The sequence below is a fragment of the Streptomyces sp. DH41 genome, assembly GCF_029813785.1.
Lineage (GTDB): Bacteria > Actinomycetota > Actinomycetes > Streptomycetales > Streptomycetaceae > Streptomyces.
Window position 1 is genome coordinate 24889 of the sequence record NZ_JARVKY010000034.1, and the last position, 16505, is coordinate 41393.

The window sequence follows — 16505 nt, forward strand, 5'->3', positions numbered from 1 at the left end:
TCGAAAACATGGAGCTGCGATGACCGACACCGCCCGGACCGTCCTGTCCGGCCTGGACGACATCCGTTCCGACCTGGAGGACCTCTACCGGGACCTGCACCGGCACCCCGAACTCGGCCTGCGGGAGCACCGTACGGCGAAGAAGGCGGCGGACGCCCTGCGGGACTCCGGTTACGACGTCACCGAGGGCGTCGGCGGCACGGGCGTGATCGGGGTCCTCGCGAACGGGGACGGCCCGGTCGTCATGGTCCGGGCGGACATGGACGCCCTCCCCGTACGCGAACGGACCGGCCTCCCGTACGCCTCCACCGCCACGGTGACCGACGAGGACGGCGGCGAGCAGCCCGTCATGCACGCCTGCGGCCACGACGTGCACGTGACCTGCCTGATCGGCGGCGCACGCCTGATGGCCCAGCACCGGGACGCCTGGCGAGGCACCTTCGTGGCACTCTTCCAGCCCTCGGAGGAGAACGGCGACGGTGCCGACGCCATGATCACCGACGGTCTCATCGAGAAGGCGCCGCGTCCCGACGTCGTACTCGCCCAGCACGTCCTGCCCTACCCCGCCGGCTACGTCGGCACCCGCCCCGGGTCCTTCCTGTCCGCCGCGGACAGCCTGCGCGTCACCGTGCACGGGCGGGGCGCGCACGGTTCCGCGCCCCAGGCCTCGGTCGACCCCGTGGTGATCGCCGCCATGATCGTCGTACGCCTGCAGACCATCGTCTCCCGGGAACTGGCCGCCACCACCCCCGCCGTGGTGACGGTGGGCAGCATCCGCGCCGGCAGCGGCCCCAACGTCATCCCCGACCGGGCCGTCATCGAGCTCAACGTCCGCACCTACGACGACGCCACGCGCACCCAGGTCCTGGACGCGATCGAACGGATCGTCCAAGCCGAGTGCGAGGCGTCCCGCTCCCCCGAGGAGCCCGGATTCGAGCGGATCTCGTCCTTCCCGCCCACCGTCAACGACGAGGAGCCGACCCGGCGCGTCGCGGACGCCTTCGCCGCGTACTTCGGCGACGACGCCCACACCGTCGAGTTGCAGACCGCCAGCGAGGACATGAGCGAGATTCCCCAGGCTTTCGGGGTGCCGTTCACGTACTGGATGATCGGCGGCACCGACCCCGAGCGCTATGCCGAGGCGGCGAAGAAGGGGACCGTCGCCCAGGACATCCCGGTCAACCACAGCGCCGCCTTCGCCCCCGTCGTCCAGCCGACCCTGGACACCGGCATCAGCGCGGTGACGGTGGCCGCCCTCGCCTGGCTCGGCGCCTGATACGCACAGGAGCCCGGCAACAAATCCGGGACTTCGTCGCCCACTGCACGGCCCTCGCCTGCGGGTAAGGTGCTTCGGCATGAACCCAACACCGCCCGACGTACGCCGGGTTGGCCTCCGCGACGCCACTCGCGCGTCGGCACAGGGCCGCCGGTGAACACCCCCCGCTGGGTCACCCCGCGCCGCCTCGGCGCCGCCGCCGCGGTCTACGGTGTGTTCGTCGCGGGCTGGTACCTGGGGCAGCCCGTCACCCCCGAGTGCCACGTCGATCAGGCTGCCCTCGACCGGATCGCCGAAGAACACGAAGAAGAACAGGCAGTCGAGCCGCCCCCGGCCCCGTCCCCCACTCCTTCGGCGACGGCGTTCCCGACCTACGGCACGCTTGAGGACGACGCCCGCTCCAGTATGTCCCTGACGTTCACGACCTACGCCGTCGCCTGCACCAACGACACGAGCGAACGCCCCCGCCTCGGAGCGTGGTTGGAGGGCCGCCTGCAGTAGCGTCGTGCGACACTCCCCGGGTGCCTGCCTGGATAACCGTGCGCCGCGTCGGCGCCGTCACCACTCTGTACGCCGTGTTCCTGGCCGGGTGGTGGCTGGGGCAGCCCGTGCGCTCCGACGGCTGCCTCGAAGACCGGCGGCTCACCGCCGGGGCGAACGGTCATCGCACTCCGGTGGAGCCGGCCGACCCCGGCCGGTACCTCGAGAACATCGACGTCGACCTCGACCTCGACCTCGGTCTTCTCGACTGGGCCGACGACATGGACGGTCGCCGCGACGGCGAGTACGGCCCGAGCGACTACGGGTACGACCTGCGGGGCGGGTCCGAGGGGCACGTCACATCCGGCCCTGCCTACGTTCCTTGCTCCTACAAGAAGCGCGCCCGTCTGCTCGCGTGGATCAACGGCGACTGGGGCTGATTGAGCGGGCGTCCGAGCCAGCCGGAGCCGGCCCGGACGCCGTAGCAGGCCAGAGGGCATATCGCCCGCCTGCTGTTCCGTAGGCCCTGTGGGACTCGAACCCACAACCAATGGATTAAAAGTCCACTGCTCTGCCAATTGAGCTAAGGGCCCGGGGCGTGTTGCGTGATGTTGCCATACCGAGCATAGCCCGACGCGGGCGGGACGCCGATCGGGTATCGGGGTCCCGGCCGTGTCGGGTCGGCTCCGTGGGCGGCGCGGCTACGGATCCACCGGCTCGGGGGCGTTCACGCGGGCCTCCGTGCGGGCGCGGGTGCGTTCGTGGTCGGGGTTGAGGAACCAGTGGCGGGCCGAGGCCAGCCACCAGGTCGCGGCGAAGCCGAGGACGACCAGGACGGCGATCGGCGCGTAGTTGAAGGTCTCCCAGGTGACCGGGGAGACCTGGGGCAGCATGAACAGGACCGTGATGACGCCGACCCACGTCACCGCCACCACACCCACCACCTGCGACCAGCGGCCCAGGTGCCAGGGCCCGCGTTCGAAGGCGGCCCCCTTGCGGACGCGCAGGAGCGTCGGGATGACGTAGGCGATGTAGAGGCCGATGACGGCGATGGACGTCACCGCCGCGTACGCCGTGACGTTGATCAGGTAGGGCAGGCCGAGGACCAGGGCGGACAGTGCGGCCAGCCAGACCGCCGCGACCGGCGTGCGGGTGCGCGGGTTCACCGAGTGCCAGATGTGGGAGTAGGGCAGCGCGCCGTCGCGGGAGAAGGCGTAGATCATGCGGCTGTTGGCCGTCACCGACGCCATCCCGCAGAACAGCTGCGCCCCGATGATGACGAGGAGGAGGAGCTTGCCCGCGGTCGCGCCGAGCGCGTCGAGCAGGATCTGGGCCGGCGGCGCGCCGGTCGGGGACGTGAGGGCGCCCTCGTAGGACTGGATGGCGAAGGTGAAGCCGAGGAGGAGGACGAAGCCGGCGATCCAGGAGGTCCAGATGGAGCGGACGATGCCCTTGGGGCCGGCCGTGGACGCGTCGTGCGTCTCCTCCGTCATGTGGGCGGAGGCGTCGTACCCGGTGAACGTGTACTGGGCCATCAGGAGACCGATGAGGACCACGTACACGCCGCTGCCCCAGCCGGTGTTGTTGACGAACTCGCCGAACACGAAGGACGCCGACTGGTGCTGGTCGGGGGCGAAGGTCAGCGCGCCGACGACGACCGCGACGCCGACGACGTGCCACCAGACGCTGATGCTGTTGAGGAGACCGACGATGCGGACGCCGAAGGTGTTCAGCAGGCCGTGGAGGACGAGGATCGCGGCGAAGAGGAGGATCGTGCGGCCGGGGGTGACCTCGAAGTCGAACTGGAGGTTCAGGTAGGCGCCCAGGAAGGACGCCGCGCCGAAGTCGATGCCGGCGGTCACCGCGACCTGGCCCAGCACGTTGAACCAGCCCGTGAACCACGCCCAGGCGGCCGCCGTACGGGGCGGCGCGAGGCGGTGCGCCCAGAAGTACAGGCCCGCCGACGTCGGGTACGCCGAGCAGATCTCGGCCATCGCCAGGCCCACGAAGAGGGTCATCAGGCCGACCGCGACCCAGCCCCACGTGATCACGGCGGGGCCGCCCGTGTTCATGCCGAACAGGTAGAGGGTCATGCAGCCGGAGAGGACCGAGATGATGGTGAAGGAGACCGCGTAGTTGGAGAACGCCGACATGCGGCGGGCCAGAACCTGGGTGTAGCCGAGCTGGGCCAGCCGTTCCTCGTCAGACAGCCCACTTGCCTTGGCGTCATCTGTCATGCCCCCAGCAATTCCCTTGCCGAGGGCGTGACATGCGTCACTCGGTGACCGAAAACAGCCCGGTGAAAAAGCGCCGTGGCCTCCACCCGGGGGGCGGAGGCCACGGCGCTCTGTTCAGACGTTCTGACGTTCTGACGTTCTGACGTTCTGACGTTCTGACGTCAGCCGTTGCGCTTCCAGCGCGGCTTGTCGTCACGGCGGCCGAAGGAGGAACCTCGGTGGTCGTCACGACGGCCGTTCGGGCGGTCGTGACCGCCGGAGCGGAAGCCGGGACGGTCGCCCTGGCGGTCACGGTTGAACGGACGGTCGCTGCCGGGACGGTCGCCCTGGCGGTCACGGTTGAACGGACGGTCACTGCCGCGGTGCCCACCGCGGTCGCCGCCACGGTCGTTACGGTCGTCGCGACGGAAGCCGCCACGGTCACCACCGCGGTCGTCACGGCGGTCGAAGGAACGGCCACCGCGGTCGCCGCCACGGTCGTTACGGTCGTCGCGACGGAAGCCGCCACGGTCACCACCGCGGTCGTCACGACGCTCGAAGGAACGCCCGCCACGGTCGTCACGGCGGTCGAAGGAACGGCCACCACGGTCGCCGCCACGGTCGTTACGGTCGTCGCGACGGAAGCCACCACGGTCACCACCGCGGTCGTCACGACGCTCGAACGAACGCCCGCCACGGTCGTCACGGCGGTCGAAGGAACGGCCACCACGGTCGCCGCCACGGTCGTTACGGTCGTCACGGCGGAAGCCACCACGGTCACCACCGCGGTCGTCACGACGCTCGAACGAACGCCCGCCACGGTCGCCGCCACGGTCGCCCCGGTCGTAGGAGCGGTCGCGGTCGGCGTAACGGTCCCGGCCGTTGCCGCCGCTCCGCTCGGTCTTCTCCACGTCCCGCGCGCCCGGCTGCTCGGGCAGCGAGACCTCGGCCGGCGCCTCGGACGCGGCGGCGGCCACCTCGGCCAGCGCCGTCTCCGGGTCCTCACCGCGCTCCCGCGCGGCCCTGGCGACCAGCCGGTCGGCCTCCTCGCGCAGCTCGGTCGCGCGCCGCTGGGCCCGCTCCAGCTCCTTGTTGAGCTGGGCGACCTCGCGCTCGGCCTGCTGCGCCGCGTTGCCCGCGGACTCGGCCTGGACCTCGGTCATCGACCGGGCCCCGGTGATCTCGGCGACCTCCGGCTCGAAGGCCGCGCCGCCCTGGATGATGTGGCGCGTGGCGTCGACGCCCGCGTCCTCCATCAGCCGGAAGATCTGACGCCGCTGGTGCGGCAGGGAGAGGGAGACGACCGTGCCGGTGCGGCCGGCGCGCGCCGTACGGCCCGCACGGTGCAGGTAGTCCTTGTGGTCGCCGGCCGGGTCCACGTTCAGGACCAGGTCGATGCCGTCCACGTGGATACCGCGGGCGGCGACGTCGGTGGCGACCAGGACGTTGACGTACCCGTCCTTGAAGTCGGCCAGCGTGCGCGTACGCGCGCCCTGGGTCATGCCGCCGTGCAGCGCGTCGGCCTTCACACCCGAGTCGCACAGCTGCTCGGCGACGCGGTCGGCGCCCAGCTGGGTGCGGACGAAGATGATGGTGCGGCCCTTGCGGGAGGCGATGGCCGCGGTGACCGGCGCCTTGTCCTTGGGCTTCACGACCATGATGTGGTGCGACATGGTCGTCACGGCGCCCTGGGCGGCGTCGACCTCGTGGCTGACCGGGTTGTTCAGGTACCGGTCGACGAGGGTCTTGATCTCGTTCTCCATGGTCGCGGAGAAGAGCATCCGCTGACCGCCCGCCGGCACCTGGTCGAGGAGCTCGGTGACCTCGGGCATGAAGCCCAGGTCGGACATCTGGTCGGCCTCGTCGAGAACGGCGATCTGCACGTTCTCCAGGGAGCAGGCGCCGCGCTTGATGATGTCGCGCAGCCGGCCCGGCGTGGCGACGAGCACGTCGACGCCGCGCTCCAGGGCGTAGATCTGGTTGCCCATGGAGGTGCCGCCACAGACGACCTTCATCTTCAGCCCGAGGACGTCCCCGTACGGCTGCAGCGCGTCCGCGACCTGCATGGCCAGCTCACGGGTCGGCGTCAGGATGACGGCGCGCGGCTTGTGCTTCTCGGTGCGGCCGCCGGACAGCGTGGCCAGGGTGGGCAGACCGAAGGAGAGGGTCTTGCCGGAGCCGGTGCGGCCCCGGCCGAGGATGTCCTTGCCGGCCAGGGCGTCCGGGATGGTCGCGGCCTGGATCGGGAAGGGGCTGGTCACGCCGTTCTGCGCGAGCTTGCGCACGACGCCCTCGGGCAGTCCGAGACTGGCGAAGGTGACCTCGGGAGCGGTCTCGACGGCCTCGACGGCCTCCGTCCCGGCGTCCTCGACCGTCTCGACGATGTCGGGGGTGTCGGTGTTGGTGTCGTCGTTCTCGGACACGACGACGTGATCAGTACTGATGATGGACATGCGAATGCGAAACCTTCCGGAGTCTCTCAGTCGGCACGCGCCCGTCAACTCCGTGAATCGCGATTCGCAATACGACCGCCTCGATGCGGTCCACCACGGCAAAGGAGAGTACGCGCCACACGGCGCGCTCTGCGGTGGCGCCGGGCAAATGGGATCAAACGATCTACCACCATACGCACCCCCCACCCTCGAAGGCAAACCGGACAGCACATGCCCAGGTCAGCCGGGCTTTCGACCATGCCGCCGCAGACGCGACCGGCCCCCGCACCGCGCTCGCACCGCACCCACACCCGCCCTCGGCCCCCGCCTCCGCACCTCACCGCACCTCACCGCACCGCACCGCACCGCACCGCACCGCACCGCACCGCGCCGCGCCGCACCCGGCGGTCCTATACCGGCGCCCCGGCCTCGGGGGCCGGTTCCCGCTGCGCCAGCTGCGTCCCCGGAGGCTCGTGCGCCGACGAGGACGGCTCCGCCTCCGTCGGCTCCGGAGTCGGAGTGGCGGGCGGTTCCGGGGGCGGCGTCGGCTCCGGTTCGACCGTCCGGGTGGGCTCCGCGGGCGGCGTACGGGTGGGCGCCGGCTCGTCGTCCCCGCCCTTCCCCGGCGTCGTCCCGGCCGGGGCCGCGGGCGGCGTGGCCGAGGCGGACGCGCCCTTCCCCTTCCCGCCCTCGCCGGCCTCCTCGTCCTCGCCCTCGCGGTCGCGTTCGCCCTTCCTGTCCTTCTTCCCCTTGCCGCGTCCGCGCTTCTCGTCGGCCGCCGCCGCGCCGTGCCCGGCGGTCCCGCCCGACACCGCTGGGCCGCCCCCGGGCACGTCGCCGCCCCGCTCCCCGGCGGAGTGCGACGGCTTGACGCCCCCACCGGACACGCCGTCGCCGACGCTCATGCAGCCGGCGGCAGCGGCGACGGCCACGGCCGTGGCGGCCAGACGGACGGGTACGTACAAGGGGCGCACGGGCGGCCACCTCCGGGGGTCAAGGAGTCACCGTGTCCAACTCCCGTCACCCACAAGAGGACACGCGCCGCGCGCCTCGGACCTTGACCCGAGCGCGTCAGCCGTACTCCGGGGCCCGCGGCGGCGTCATCCGTGACCGAAGGCGTCGCCCGCGCCCAGGGGGCTCACCCGTACCCGAGGGAGTGCAGCCGTGCGTCGTCGATGCCGAAGTGGTGCGCGATCTCGTGGACCACCGTCACCTCGGTCTCCGCCACCACGTCCTCGCGCGACTCGCAGAACCGCAGCGTCGGCCCCCGGTAGATCGTGATCCGGTCCGGCAGCACCCCCGCGTACCACTCCCCGCGCTCCGTCAGCGGCGTCCCCTCGTACAACCCGAGCAGCTCGGGATCGTCCGCCGGCGGTTCGTCCTCGACGAACACCGCGACGTTGTCCATCAGCCGCGTCAGCTCCGGCGGGATCCGGTCCAGGGCCTCGGCGACCAGTTCCTCGAACTCCTCGCGCGTCATCTCCAGCACAGGCCCATTGTCGGGTACGACCGTGGAGTACGACACAGCCGTCCCGCGGGCGCCTCACCGTGTCCGCGTCGCGCTCCCACCCCGCACGGCAGCCGGAGGCCGCCGCCCGCATACCCGCCCCGGGCCTTGGGCATACGGGACCAATGGCCCGCGTCCACGCCGCAGCCCTGCACGTCCTGGCCGAGGTGATGAACCCCATCCGCAACGCCCCGCGCGCCCTCATCCACCGCTACCGCCACCGACACCGCCCACGCCCTCGCCCTCGCCGGACCTCCACCGCGGTCGGACTCGCCCCCCGGTCGCGTCCCTGGACCCGCGCCGTCGGCCTCGTCGCCGTCGTCCTGCTCGGTGCCTGGCTGGGCCTGCTGGTCGTGGGCGACGTACGCGCCCCCGTCGGCCCCATGAACACGACGATGACCCTGCGCCCGTCCGTCTCCGGCGGCACGAAGATCAACATTTCTCCGCTGGGCGCCCTCCAGCTCGACAGCCACATCGCCCCGGTCCGTCTCGACGTCAACGTCGACCAGCTCGACCCCGACCGCGCCCAGGCCCTCGTCGACCACCCCGAACGCCTGTCCGGCCTCCAGGACGAGGTCGCCCAGGACGTCGAACACGGCACGCTCGACCTCGCCGTCCGCTCCTGCGTCGCCGTCGTCACCGGCGCCACCGCCCTCGGCCTCGCCGTCTACCGCCGCCCCCGGCGGGCCCTCGCGGCCGGCGGCCTCGCCCTCACCCTCCTGGTCGCCTCCGGCGGCACCGCCTACGCGACGTGGAACCCCGACTCCGTCCTGGAGCCGAGGTTCTCCGGCCTGCTCTCCTCCGCGCCCTCCCTCGTGGGCGACGCGCGCAGCATCGTGACCGAGTTCGACGTCTACCAGAAGGAACTGGCACGCCTGGTCACGAACGTCACCAAGCTCTACGACGTCACCTCCACGCTCCCCGCCTACCAGCCCGACCCGACCACGCTCCGCGTCCTGCACGTGTCGGACATCCACCTGAACCCGGCGAGCTGGAAGATCATCGCCTCGCTGGTGGAGCAGTACAAGGTGAACGTGATCGTGGACTCCGGCGACACGATGGACCACGGCACCGCCGCGGAGAACGGCTTCCTCGACCCCATCGAGGACCTCGGGGCCCCCTACGTCTGGGTCCGTGGCAACCACGACTCCCGTGTCACCCAGGAGTACCTGAAGGGCCTGAAGAACGTGCACGTCCTGGACGACGGCCGGGCCCGGACCGTCGCGGGTCTGCGTTTCGCCGGCATCGGCGACCCGCAGTTCACCCCCGACCGCTCCAAGCCGGACGGCGCCGAGGCCTCCCAGGAACTGGCCGGTGCCCGCCTGGCCTCCGCCCTGCGCGACCAGAGCGCGGCCGGCACGCCCGTGGACGTCGCCATCGCCCACGAGCCGTCGGCGGCCCGCGAGGTCGACGGCGAGGTGCCGCTGGTGCTGGCCGGTCACGTCCACCGCCAGGACATGGAGGTCATGGAGTACGGCACCCGCCTGCGCATCGAGGGCTCCACCGGCGGCAGCGGCCTGCGCGCGGTCGAGGGCAAGTACCCCGACCCGATCCAGGCGTCGATCCTCTACTTCGACCGGGACAGTCGGCGCCTCCAGGCCTGGGACGAGATCAAGCTGGGCGGTCTGGGCCTGACGACGGCGGAGGTCAGCCGTCATCTCCCCAAGGAGAACCAGCCGGGCGCCACCCCGTCCCCCACCGGTACGAGTCCCTCCGCCGCCGGTACGGACCCTTCGCCCACCGGTAGGGGCCCGTCTCCCCCGGGCGCGACGGCCACCCCGAGCAGCCCGTCCCCCAGTCCTCCGTAAACCGTTTTGGCGATACCCCCCGCCATCCCATATGCTTCTCACGTCCCCGACGCGCTGAGAAGCGCCCAGGCGGGCCGATAGCCCTCATCGTCTAGCGGCCTAGGACGCCGCCCTTTCAAGGCGGTAGCACGGGTTCGAATCCCGTTGGGGGCACGCAGCACAATGTGCGACACTGTCGTACGAAGCTTGGTCCTGTGGAGCAGTTTGGAGTGCTCGCCACCCTGTCAAGGTGGAGGCCGCGGGTTCAAATCCCGTCAGGACCGCTGAGGTTTCACGTGAAACCTCGTGGCTGGGTAGCTCAGTTGGTACGAGCGATCGCCTGAAAAGCGATAGGTCGCCGGTTCGACCCCGGCCCCAGCCACAACACTGAAGACGCCCCGGACATGCCGTCCGGGGCGTCTTTGTGATTACGGAATGTCTCTTCCGGCCTGTGGAAGTGCGGCTCCGGGTGAAGAGTCGCACGCCGCGGACCTCGTTGTTCACTTCTGAGCGGTCGGCCCCACAGCGGTCCCGGCCGCCACAGGGTCCAGCCGGCGCAACGTGGCCAGCAGGCAGAGCTGGAGGCGGGAGAGCCCGCAGTGCTTCATCCGGAGGTTCGCCACATGGAACTTCACGGTACGGGTCGTGATACCCAGGCGGGTGGCGACCTCCGCATTGGTCGGCCCACCCTGCAGCAGGTCGAGGACTCTCTCCTCGGTCTCGGTGAGAGGGGGATCGAGGGCGAGCGCACGGAGGAGTATGTCCGCGGCTGCCGCGGTACCACCGACCCCGTCCAGCAAGAAGTCCCCGTCCGCCTGATCAACAGAACACATGAATCCCCCCCGGGTTCAATGGCCGCACGGCTGATCAGAGCCCGCGCGATTCTGACGTGCGGGATCGTAACTGATCTGATCAGCCGTTGAGTTGTGCCGCGAGACGGAGCCGGTCCTGGGTCTGCTCCTTGAACAGGGCGAGGGTCTCGGCGTGCTCTTCCACCAGAGACTTCTCGTACGCGCTCTGCACGGCGTAGCGGATGCCGATGTAGTTGACCTGCGTCTTGCAGGCGACGTCCGCCTTGGCGACGGTGATGGCCTCGGGGCTGGAGAGCTCGCCCTGTTCCAGGCCCAGGTCCGACTGGACGCTGTCGGGACTGGAGGTGGTGAAGCCGGAATCAGCCATGCACTGCGACCACTTGGTCGTGGCCTCCCGCACCCTGGAGTCCTCCAGCGCCCTGGACTCGGCCTCACCACCCAGATTGAAGGCGAAGAGGATGTCGATGGCTTCCGAGTTCGGGGCGTACAGCTTCAGAGCCGACTCGCGACCACAGCCGCCGACGGGCACTTCCTTGCCGTTGACGATGATGCCGCTGCCCGGCGCCTTCTCCGCCTCGGCCTGCGACATGGGTTCATCGGTGGGCGCGGCTGCCTGGCCCTTCGCCTTCGCCGCGGCCTCGGCAACGGGGTCCACCCCGTTGAGCACCGTCTGGCCGGTCCTGCTGAGAGAGGCTGTCGACTGTCTTTTGGGGGGTGCCGGGTCGGTTGCCCGGCGAGGGCTCGCGTAGCCGAACTGAGCGGCGTCCTCCGCGTCGGCCAGCCCGAAGACCCGTGAGCTCGAGTCATCCCCGCTCGGAGGTGTCGGAGCGGGAAGGGCGTATTCGAAGCCGAAGCGCTTCATGCATTGCTCGATCAGACGATCCTGGGCCTTTTTCGCCTGATACTGCTGATCGGGGGTGACCGCGTACGCCGCGATAGGGAACTCCAGGCCTTCGGTGCTGCTCAGTTTCTCGATGCTGCCGATGGCCGGCTCCTTTCCCGCGCCGTCGGCTGCGGCCTCCTCGCCCGCACAGCCGCTGAGAGTCAGTGCGGCAGCGCTCATCAGACAGGTGGCAGCCAGGAGTCGGGCTGGGAGAGCCATGGCGGGAATCCTCGCGGTCGTCGTGCGGGTAGCGTGAGGGAACCGCTGTCCCGCTTGATAACGGCAAGCGGGACAGCGGACGGTGACAGCTCGGGCGTGTGCCGCCCGGTGCGGTCTAGTAGGGGGCGCAGTACTGGACCACCCAGCAGACCGACTCGATGTTGTTCTTGAAGTTGGCGCTCGCGTTACCGACGTAATAGGCGGGAATGGAGCCGTGGTACGTGCCCCCGCTGTTGGGGCCGGTGTGGACGTACCATTCGTCGCCACTGCGGTTCTTGTAGGAGGCGGTGTTGTTGCCGACGACCTGTCCCTTGCCGTTGCACGTGCCGGAGCTCGGGTAGGACCTGAAATTGTCGTTGTTGAAGTTCTGGTCCTTGTCGAACAGGTCGAAGACGCAGCCGCCCTGGTTCGAGTTGTAGTAGAAGCCGATCTCCTCCGGGTCCAGGTAGCCGTCGTAGGCGACCTGCTCGGCTGCCGCGGTGCCGGCGGTGGCCAGGCCGAGGCCGCCGAGGGCGGAGACGGCCAGCGCGACGGTGGCCACGCGGCGGATGAGGTTGGTCATGGGCAGAACTCCTAGCTCCTGAGGTGCTGTTGCGTGTACATCTGTTCGACTCGCCGCGCTATTACAGATCGTCAGCCAAACGCCGTCTACTGTCCCTCGGGCCAGTAGACGGCGGCTCTCACCACGTGGTGGGGTCAGTCGCCGTTGGGCCCGTTCTGCGGCGGACGACCCCGGGGAAGACGGCTGGGCGTGACGTGCCGCGGAGCAGCTACGCCCCCTCCCTTCAGCAAAACGGAGTTGCTCATGCCGTTCCCCCCGCGCGTCACGCGATCACTGTGCGCAGCACTGCTGGCAGCCGCTGCCCTGGCAGGATGCGGCGGCGCCGAGGAGGACGGCGCGGGCAGCGGGAGCAGCGGGAGCGATGCCGACACGAGGCCCGCGGCGAAGGGGGAGCCCTCGGCGGCGAGCGACTCGGAACGTGACTACTACGGGTGCCTGGAGAAGAACGGGGTCAAGATCGAGACCACCCCCGACGGCGAACTCCGTGTGGTCAAGTCCGGTGAGGGCAAGACGGTGCTGACCAAGGCCGAGAGTGAGTGTGCGGATCTCCTGCCCGCGCTGGACACTTCCGAGGACGAAGGCGAGGCGGCGAAGGCGGACCCGGCCTTCGTCGCGTGCATGAAGGCCGAGGGTTTCACCACGTACGACAGATCCGAGAACGACGACAACGACGCCCTCGTCGCGGCCCTGAAGAAGTGCGGTGCCGGCCAGAACGACGACCAGGACATCATCGTCGGCGGCTGACCGACCCCGCTGGGACACCGTGAAGCAGGCCTGCAGGGTGCGACAAGGAAATGTGACGAAGTGACCGCACAACCGGATGCTGGGGACGAACCCGTCGTAAAGACGACACAGGAGGTCGGGGAGACTGCCGCCGCAGACGGCAGTCCCACCGGCGGACTCGCGCGTAAGCGCCGCTGGATCGCCGCTGTCGCGGGTGGGGCGGTGCTGCTCGCGGGGGCCGGGGTGGTGGCCTCCACACTGATCAAGTCACCTTCGCAGGCGGCGGCGGACGCCAGGCCGCCGGAGCGGTCGGTGTTGACGTCACCGGTGGAACATCGGGTGCTGACGTCTTCGGTGATCGTGCGCGGGCAGGTCGTCGCCGGACAGAGTGTGGATGTGGCGCCGCAGGTGGCCGGCGGGGAGGACGGTGCCGCACCCGTCGTGACCAAGTTGCCGGTCAAGCAGGGCGATCGGCTGAAGGCCGGGCAGGTGCTGCTCGAGGTCTCCGGGCGGCCGGTGTTCGCCCTGCCCGGGCGGATACCCGTCTACCGCGACCTCAGGCCCGGTGCCGAAGGCGACGACGTGAAGCAGTTGCAGGAGGCGCTGCGAGGTCTGGGGCACGGCACGGGCGGTGATACCGCCGGGACCTTCGGAGCAGGGACGAAGGCCGCCCTCACCTCCTTCTACGCCGCGATAGGTTACGACCCGCTGCCGGCCGTGGACGACAACGGGGAAGGGCTGGAGGCGGCCGAGGGTGCGGTGACGGCGGCTGAGCGGGCCCTGGAGGAGGCCGAGGACGCCGAGGGCGAGGGGGCGGACCGTGCGGTGCAGTACGCGCGGGACGATCTGGCCGAGACGCGGGATGATCTGGCCGCCGCGCAGGCCGCGTCGGGCCCCCGGCTGCCGGCCGGCGAAGTGGTCTACCTGCAGGGCTTTCCCGCCCGGGTGGATGCGGTGCCGGGACGGGTGGGCGCGCCCGTGGACGGGACGATGCTGACGGTGTCCGGCGGGAAGCTCGCGGTCCAGGCCTATCTGCCGGAGCATCAGCGGGGACTGGTGCGCAAGGGGCAGCGGGTGCAGATCTACTCAGAGCTCACCGGCATCAAGGCGCAGGCGAAGGTGGGTTCGCTGGCCGATTCGCTGACCGCGCCGGACAGCGGCGGGGGCGGGGGTGGTCGCGGCGAGGGCGAGACGGGGGGTGAGGTGCCGGCGGCGCCGGGGCAGAGCGGCTATCTGCTGCGGGTCGACCCGGACAAGCCGCTGGACGCCCAGTTGGCCGGGCAGGATGTGCGGCTGACCATCGAGGCGGCCCGTACCGACGGCAAGGCGCTGGTCGTGCCGATCACCGCGCTGACCGCGGGCGCCGACGGCCGCACCACGGTCACGGTGCTCCAGCCGGACGAGGAGCAGCGCCGGGTGGAGGTGCGCACGGGTACCGCGGGCGACGGCTTCGTCGCCGTGGAGCCGGTGGGCGCTGCCCGGCTGGACAAGGGCGAGCAGGTCATCACGGGTGTGAAGAGGGCGGCGGTGGGCCAGTGACGCCGGTCATCGAGTTCCGCCAGGTCGGCCTCACCTATCCGGGGCCGCCGCCCGTGCTTGCTCTCAAGCCGTGTGAACTGCTTGTCGAGCCGGGGGATTTCGTCACCGTCGTCGGGCCTTCGGGCTCGGGCAAGTCCACCTTCCTCAACATAGCCGGGCTACTGGACGCCCCCACCCATGGCACGTACCTCCTCGACGGCTACGACACCGGCGCGCTGCGTGACGCCGATCGAACCGCGCTGCGCGGTCGCCACATCGGCTTCGTCTTCCAGGCCTTTCATCTGCTGCCGCACCGCTCGGCGCTGGAGAACGTCACCCTGGCCATGGTCTACAACGGCGTCCCCCACGCCGAGCGGGCCCCGCGCGCCCGCGACGCCCTGGTCCGCGTGGGCCTCGGCCACCGCATCGATTCGCTGCCCACCCGCCTCTCGGGCGGTGAGCGCCAACGCGTGGCCATCGCCCGGGCGCTGGCCGCCGGCCCCTCGCTGCTGCTGTGCGACGAGCCCACCGGCAACCTCGACACCGCCAACGCCGAGGCGGTCCTGGAGCTGCTGGACGAACTCCACGCCGATGGGATGACCATCTTGCTGATCACGCACGATCTGGAGGTGGCCGCCCGTGGTGCCCGCACCGTGGCCATCCGCGACGGTGTCCTGCGTGAGCAGCGGGTGACCGCGTGAAGCCGCGCTTCCGTCGCCGACGCGCCGCCGTCGGCGTCATACCCTCCGCCTTCGCCCCCCGCGACCTGCTCGCCGAGGCCACGGCCGGGATGCTGCAGCGGCCCGCCCGCTCCGCGCTGACCGCGCTCGGCACGGTGCTCGGCGTCGGCACGTTCGTGGCGATCCTCGGGCTGACCGCGACCACCTCGTCCCAGATCGACGCCCGGTTCAATGCGCTGACCGCCACCGAGGTGACGATCGAGGAGACGGTGGACGACCCCGACCAGCTCACCGGGCCCGCCTTCCCCGCGGACGCCGACGCCCGGATGCGCAGGGTGAACGGGGTCAAGGCCGCAGGGGTCTACTGGACCGTACGAGACGACCGGGCGAGCACCACCCGCTCCGCGCTCGTCGGCGACAACGCCGGAGGCGAGCGGATCGACGTGGTCGCAGCCTCGCCCGGCGTCCTCGAGGCCGCCGTGCCGACCCTGGCCGAGGGGCGGCTGTACGACGAGCGGATGGCCCGGGCCGGCCGGGTCGCGTTGATCGGCGCGGGAACCGCGAACCGGCTGGGCATCACCACCCTGGAGACCCATCCCGCGCTGTTCATCGGCGAAGAGGCGTTCACCGTCGTCGGTATCGTCGACGATGTGGAGCGCAAGGCCGACCTGCTGCTCTCCGTCGTCGTCCCGCGCACCACCGCCGAGCGGATCTGGGGCGCCCCCGGACCCACCGAGTCCGGCATGCTGGTCGCCACCGAACTGGGCGCCGCCCAGCAGGTCGCCACCGAGGCGGCCACCGCGCTGCGCCCCGACCACCCCGAGTACTTCAAGGCCATCCCGCCCCCGGACCCCAAGACCCTGCGCTCGACCGTGGGCTCCGACCTGAGTCAGCTCTTCTTGCTGCTGGCCGGGATCTGCCTGGTCATCGGCGCGGTCGGCATCGCCAACACCACCCTGGTCGCCGTACTGGAGCGGACCGGCGAGATCGGGCTGCGCCGCGCCCTGGGCGCCCGCGCCCGGCACATCACCGCCCAGTTCCTGGCCGAGTCCGGAGCCCTCGGCGCGCTCGGCGGCCTGGTGGGCACCAGCTTGGGCACCGTGACGGTGGTCGCCGTCGCTCTGGCCCGGGACTGGACGCCGGTCGTGCACCCCGCGACCGTCGCCGCCGCCCCGCTGATCGGGCTGGTCACCGGCGTGCTGGCCGGCCTCTATCCGGCCTGGCGGGCCTCGCGCATCCAGCCGGTGGAGGCCCTCCGGCGCTGACCGGTGAGGCCTGCGGCGCCCACCCGGAACGCCGGCCGCACCCCTGAGGGTTCTCCCCTTCAGGGGCGCGGCTTCTCTTTCCGGCGCTCCCGGGCCACACCGGGCCACACCGGACCATGGCCGGACCCAGGGCAACGGACCAGGT

General features: G+C 70.9%; 15 protein-coding genes and 4 tRNA genes. 11 read left to right on the forward strand and 8 right to left on the reverse strand.

The window, feature by feature from the left end; genetic code table 11:
* The first annotated feature begins 19 nt into the window (after nt 1–19).
* The 3 genes from QC283_RS35675 (at nt 20) to QC283_RS35685 (ending at nt 2196) form a co-directional block, all read left to right on the forward strand.
* Nucleotides 20–1276 carry a M20 family metallopeptidase gene (locus QC283_RS35675; RefSeq protein WP_279565933.1) on the forward strand — a complete coding sequence of 419 codons (1257 nt, stop codon included), beginning with the start codon at nt 20–22 and terminating at the stop codon, nt 1274–1276.
* A 153-nt stretch (nt 1277–1429) separates the two neighbouring features.
* On the forward strand, nt 1430–1777 hold the full coding sequence (locus QC283_RS35680; protein WP_279565934.1) for a hypothetical protein: 348 nt from the start codon (nt 1430–1432) through the stop codon (nt 1775–1777).
* A gap of 20 nt (nt 1778–1797) precedes the next feature.
* Entirely contained in the window at nt 1798–2196 is a 399-nt protein-coding gene (locus QC283_RS35685; RefSeq protein WP_279565935.1) for a hypothetical protein, read from the forward strand.
* 80 nt (nt 2197–2276) lie between these two features.
* On the opposite strand, the gene QC283_RS35690 is transcribed toward QC283_RS35685, so the two are convergent.
* The 5 genes from QC283_RS35690 to QC283_RS35710 form a co-directional block, all read right to left on the reverse strand.
* Nucleotides 2277–2349, reverse strand: a tRNA-Lys gene (locus QC283_RS35690).
* Between the two features lie 108 nt (nt 2350–2457).
* On the reverse strand, nt 2458–3993 hold the full coding sequence (locus tag QC283_RS35695) for an amino acid permease (protein ID WP_279565936.1): 1536 nt from the start codon (nt 3991–3993) through the stop codon (nt 2458–2460).
* 161 nt (nt 3994–4154) lie between these two features.
* Nucleotides 4155–6425: a DEAD/DEAH box helicase gene (locus QC283_RS35700; RefSeq protein WP_279565937.1), complete on the reverse strand. Its 2271-nt coding sequence runs from the start codon at nt 6423–6425 to the stop codon at nt 4155–4157.
* Between the two features lie 389 nt (nt 6426–6814).
* Complete coding sequence (locus QC283_RS35705; protein ID WP_279565938.1) at nt 6815–7378, reverse strand: hypothetical protein; 564 nt, start codon at nt 7376–7378, stop codon at nt 6815–6817.
* Nucleotides 7379–7542: 164 nt separating this feature from the next.
* Nucleotides 7543–7893 carry a metallopeptidase family protein gene (locus tag QC283_RS35710; protein ID WP_279565939.1) on the reverse strand — a complete coding sequence of 117 codons (351 nt, stop codon included), beginning with the start codon at nt 7891–7893 and terminating at the stop codon, nt 7543–7545.
* A 143-nt stretch (nt 7894–8036) separates the two neighbouring features.
* On the opposite strand from QC283_RS35710, the gene QC283_RS35715 reads away from it, so the two are divergent.
* The 4 genes from QC283_RS35715 (at nt 8037) to QC283_RS35730 (ending at nt 10080) form a co-directional block, all read left to right on the forward strand.
* Nucleotides 8037–9719 (forward strand): metallophosphoesterase family protein, encoded by a 1683-nt coding sequence (locus QC283_RS35715; protein ID WP_279565940.1) that lies wholly within the window; start codon nt 8037–8039, stop codon nt 9717–9719.
* 80 nt (nt 9720–9799) lie between these two features.
* A tRNA-Glu gene (locus QC283_RS35720) sits at nt 9800–9872 on the forward strand.
* A gap of 35 nt (nt 9873–9907) precedes the next feature.
* A tRNA-Asp gene (locus tag QC283_RS35725) sits at nt 9908–9982 on the forward strand.
* 24 nt (nt 9983–10006) lie between these two features.
* Nucleotides 10007–10080: transfer RNA gene (locus QC283_RS35730), tRNA-Phe, on the forward strand.
* A gap of 118 nt (nt 10081–10198) precedes the next feature.
* On the opposite strand, the gene QC283_RS35735 is transcribed toward QC283_RS35730, so the two are convergent.
* The 3 genes from QC283_RS35735 to QC283_RS35745 form a co-directional block, all read right to left on the reverse strand.
* Nucleotides 10199–10531, reverse strand: a complete 333-nt coding sequence (locus tag QC283_RS35735) for a helix-turn-helix domain-containing protein (protein WP_279565941.1) — start codon at nt 10529–10531, stop codon at nt 10199–10201.
* A 79-nt stretch (nt 10532–10610) separates the two neighbouring features.
* Nucleotides 10611–11573 carry a hypothetical protein gene (locus QC283_RS35740; protein ID WP_279565943.1) on the reverse strand — a complete coding sequence of 321 codons (963 nt, stop codon included), beginning with the start codon at nt 11571–11573 and terminating at the stop codon, nt 10611–10613.
* Between the two features lie 154 nt (nt 11574–11727).
* Nucleotides 11728–12174 carry a hypothetical protein gene (locus QC283_RS35745; RefSeq protein ID WP_279565944.1) on the reverse strand — a complete coding sequence of 149 codons (447 nt, stop codon included), beginning with the start codon at nt 12172–12174 and terminating at the stop codon, nt 11728–11730.
* 243 nt (nt 12175–12417) lie between these two features.
* Between QC283_RS35745 and QC283_RS35750 the strand changes: the two genes are divergently transcribed.
* The 4 genes from QC283_RS35750 to QC283_RS35765 are packed head-to-tail and all read left to right on the forward strand — an operon-like array spanning nt 12418 to nt 16360.
* Nucleotides 12418–12918, forward strand: coding sequence for a hypothetical protein (locus QC283_RS35750; RefSeq protein ID WP_279565945.1), 501 nt, complete (start codon nt 12418–12420; stop codon nt 12916–12918).
* 60 nt (nt 12919–12978) lie between these two features.
* Nucleotides 12979–14436: a peptidoglycan-binding protein gene (locus QC283_RS35755; RefSeq protein WP_279565946.1), complete on the forward strand. Its 1458-nt coding sequence runs from the start codon at nt 12979–12981 to the stop codon at nt 14434–14436.
* On the forward strand, nt 14433–15116 hold the full coding sequence (locus QC283_RS35760) for an ABC transporter ATP-binding protein (RefSeq protein ID WP_279565947.1): 684 nt from the start codon (nt 14433–14435) through the stop codon (nt 15114–15116). Before QC283_RS35755 ends, QC283_RS35760 begins: the two co-directional genes overlap by 4 nt.
* On the forward strand, nt 15113–16360 hold the full coding sequence (locus QC283_RS35765) for an ABC transporter permease (RefSeq protein ID WP_279565948.1): 1248 nt from the start codon (nt 15113–15115) through the stop codon (nt 16358–16360). Before QC283_RS35760 ends, QC283_RS35765 begins: the two co-directional genes overlap by 4 nt.
* Nucleotides 16361–16505 lie beyond the last annotated feature (145 nt).

What these genes read in the sequence shown, in the direction of transcription:
- QC283_RS35675 (WP_279565933.1), top strand. Translation starts at nt 20, where the DNA reads ATGACCGACACCGCCCGGACCGTCCTGTCCGGCCTGGACGACATCCGT.
- QC283_RS35695 (WP_279565936.1), bottom strand. Translation starts at nt 3,993, where the DNA reads ATGACAGATGACGCCAAGGCAAGTGGGCTGTCTGACGAGGAACGGCTG.
- QC283_RS35700 (WP_279565937.1), bottom strand. Translation starts at nt 6,425, where the DNA reads ATGTCCATCATCAGTACTGATCACGTCGTCGTGTCCGAGAACGACGAC.
- QC283_RS35715 (WP_279565940.1), top strand. Translation starts at nt 8,037, where the DNA reads ATGGCCCGCGTCCACGCCGCAGCCCTGCACGTCCTGGCCGAGGTGATG.
- QC283_RS35735 (WP_279565941.1), bottom strand. Translation starts at nt 10,531, where the DNA reads ATGTGTTCTGTTGATCAGGCGGACGGGGACTTCTTGCTGGACGGGGTC.
- QC283_RS35740 (WP_279565943.1), bottom strand. Translation starts at nt 11,573, where the DNA reads ATGAGCGCTGCCGCACTGACTCTCAGCGGCTGTGCGGGCGAGGAGGCC.
- QC283_RS35745 (WP_279565944.1), bottom strand. Translation starts at nt 12,174, where the DNA reads ATGACCAACCTCATCCGCCGCGTGGCCACCGTCGCGCTGGCCGTCTCC.
- QC283_RS35750 (WP_279565945.1), top strand. Translation starts at nt 12,418, where the DNA reads ATGCCGTTCCCCCCGCGCGTCACGCGATCACTGTGCGCAGCACTGCTG.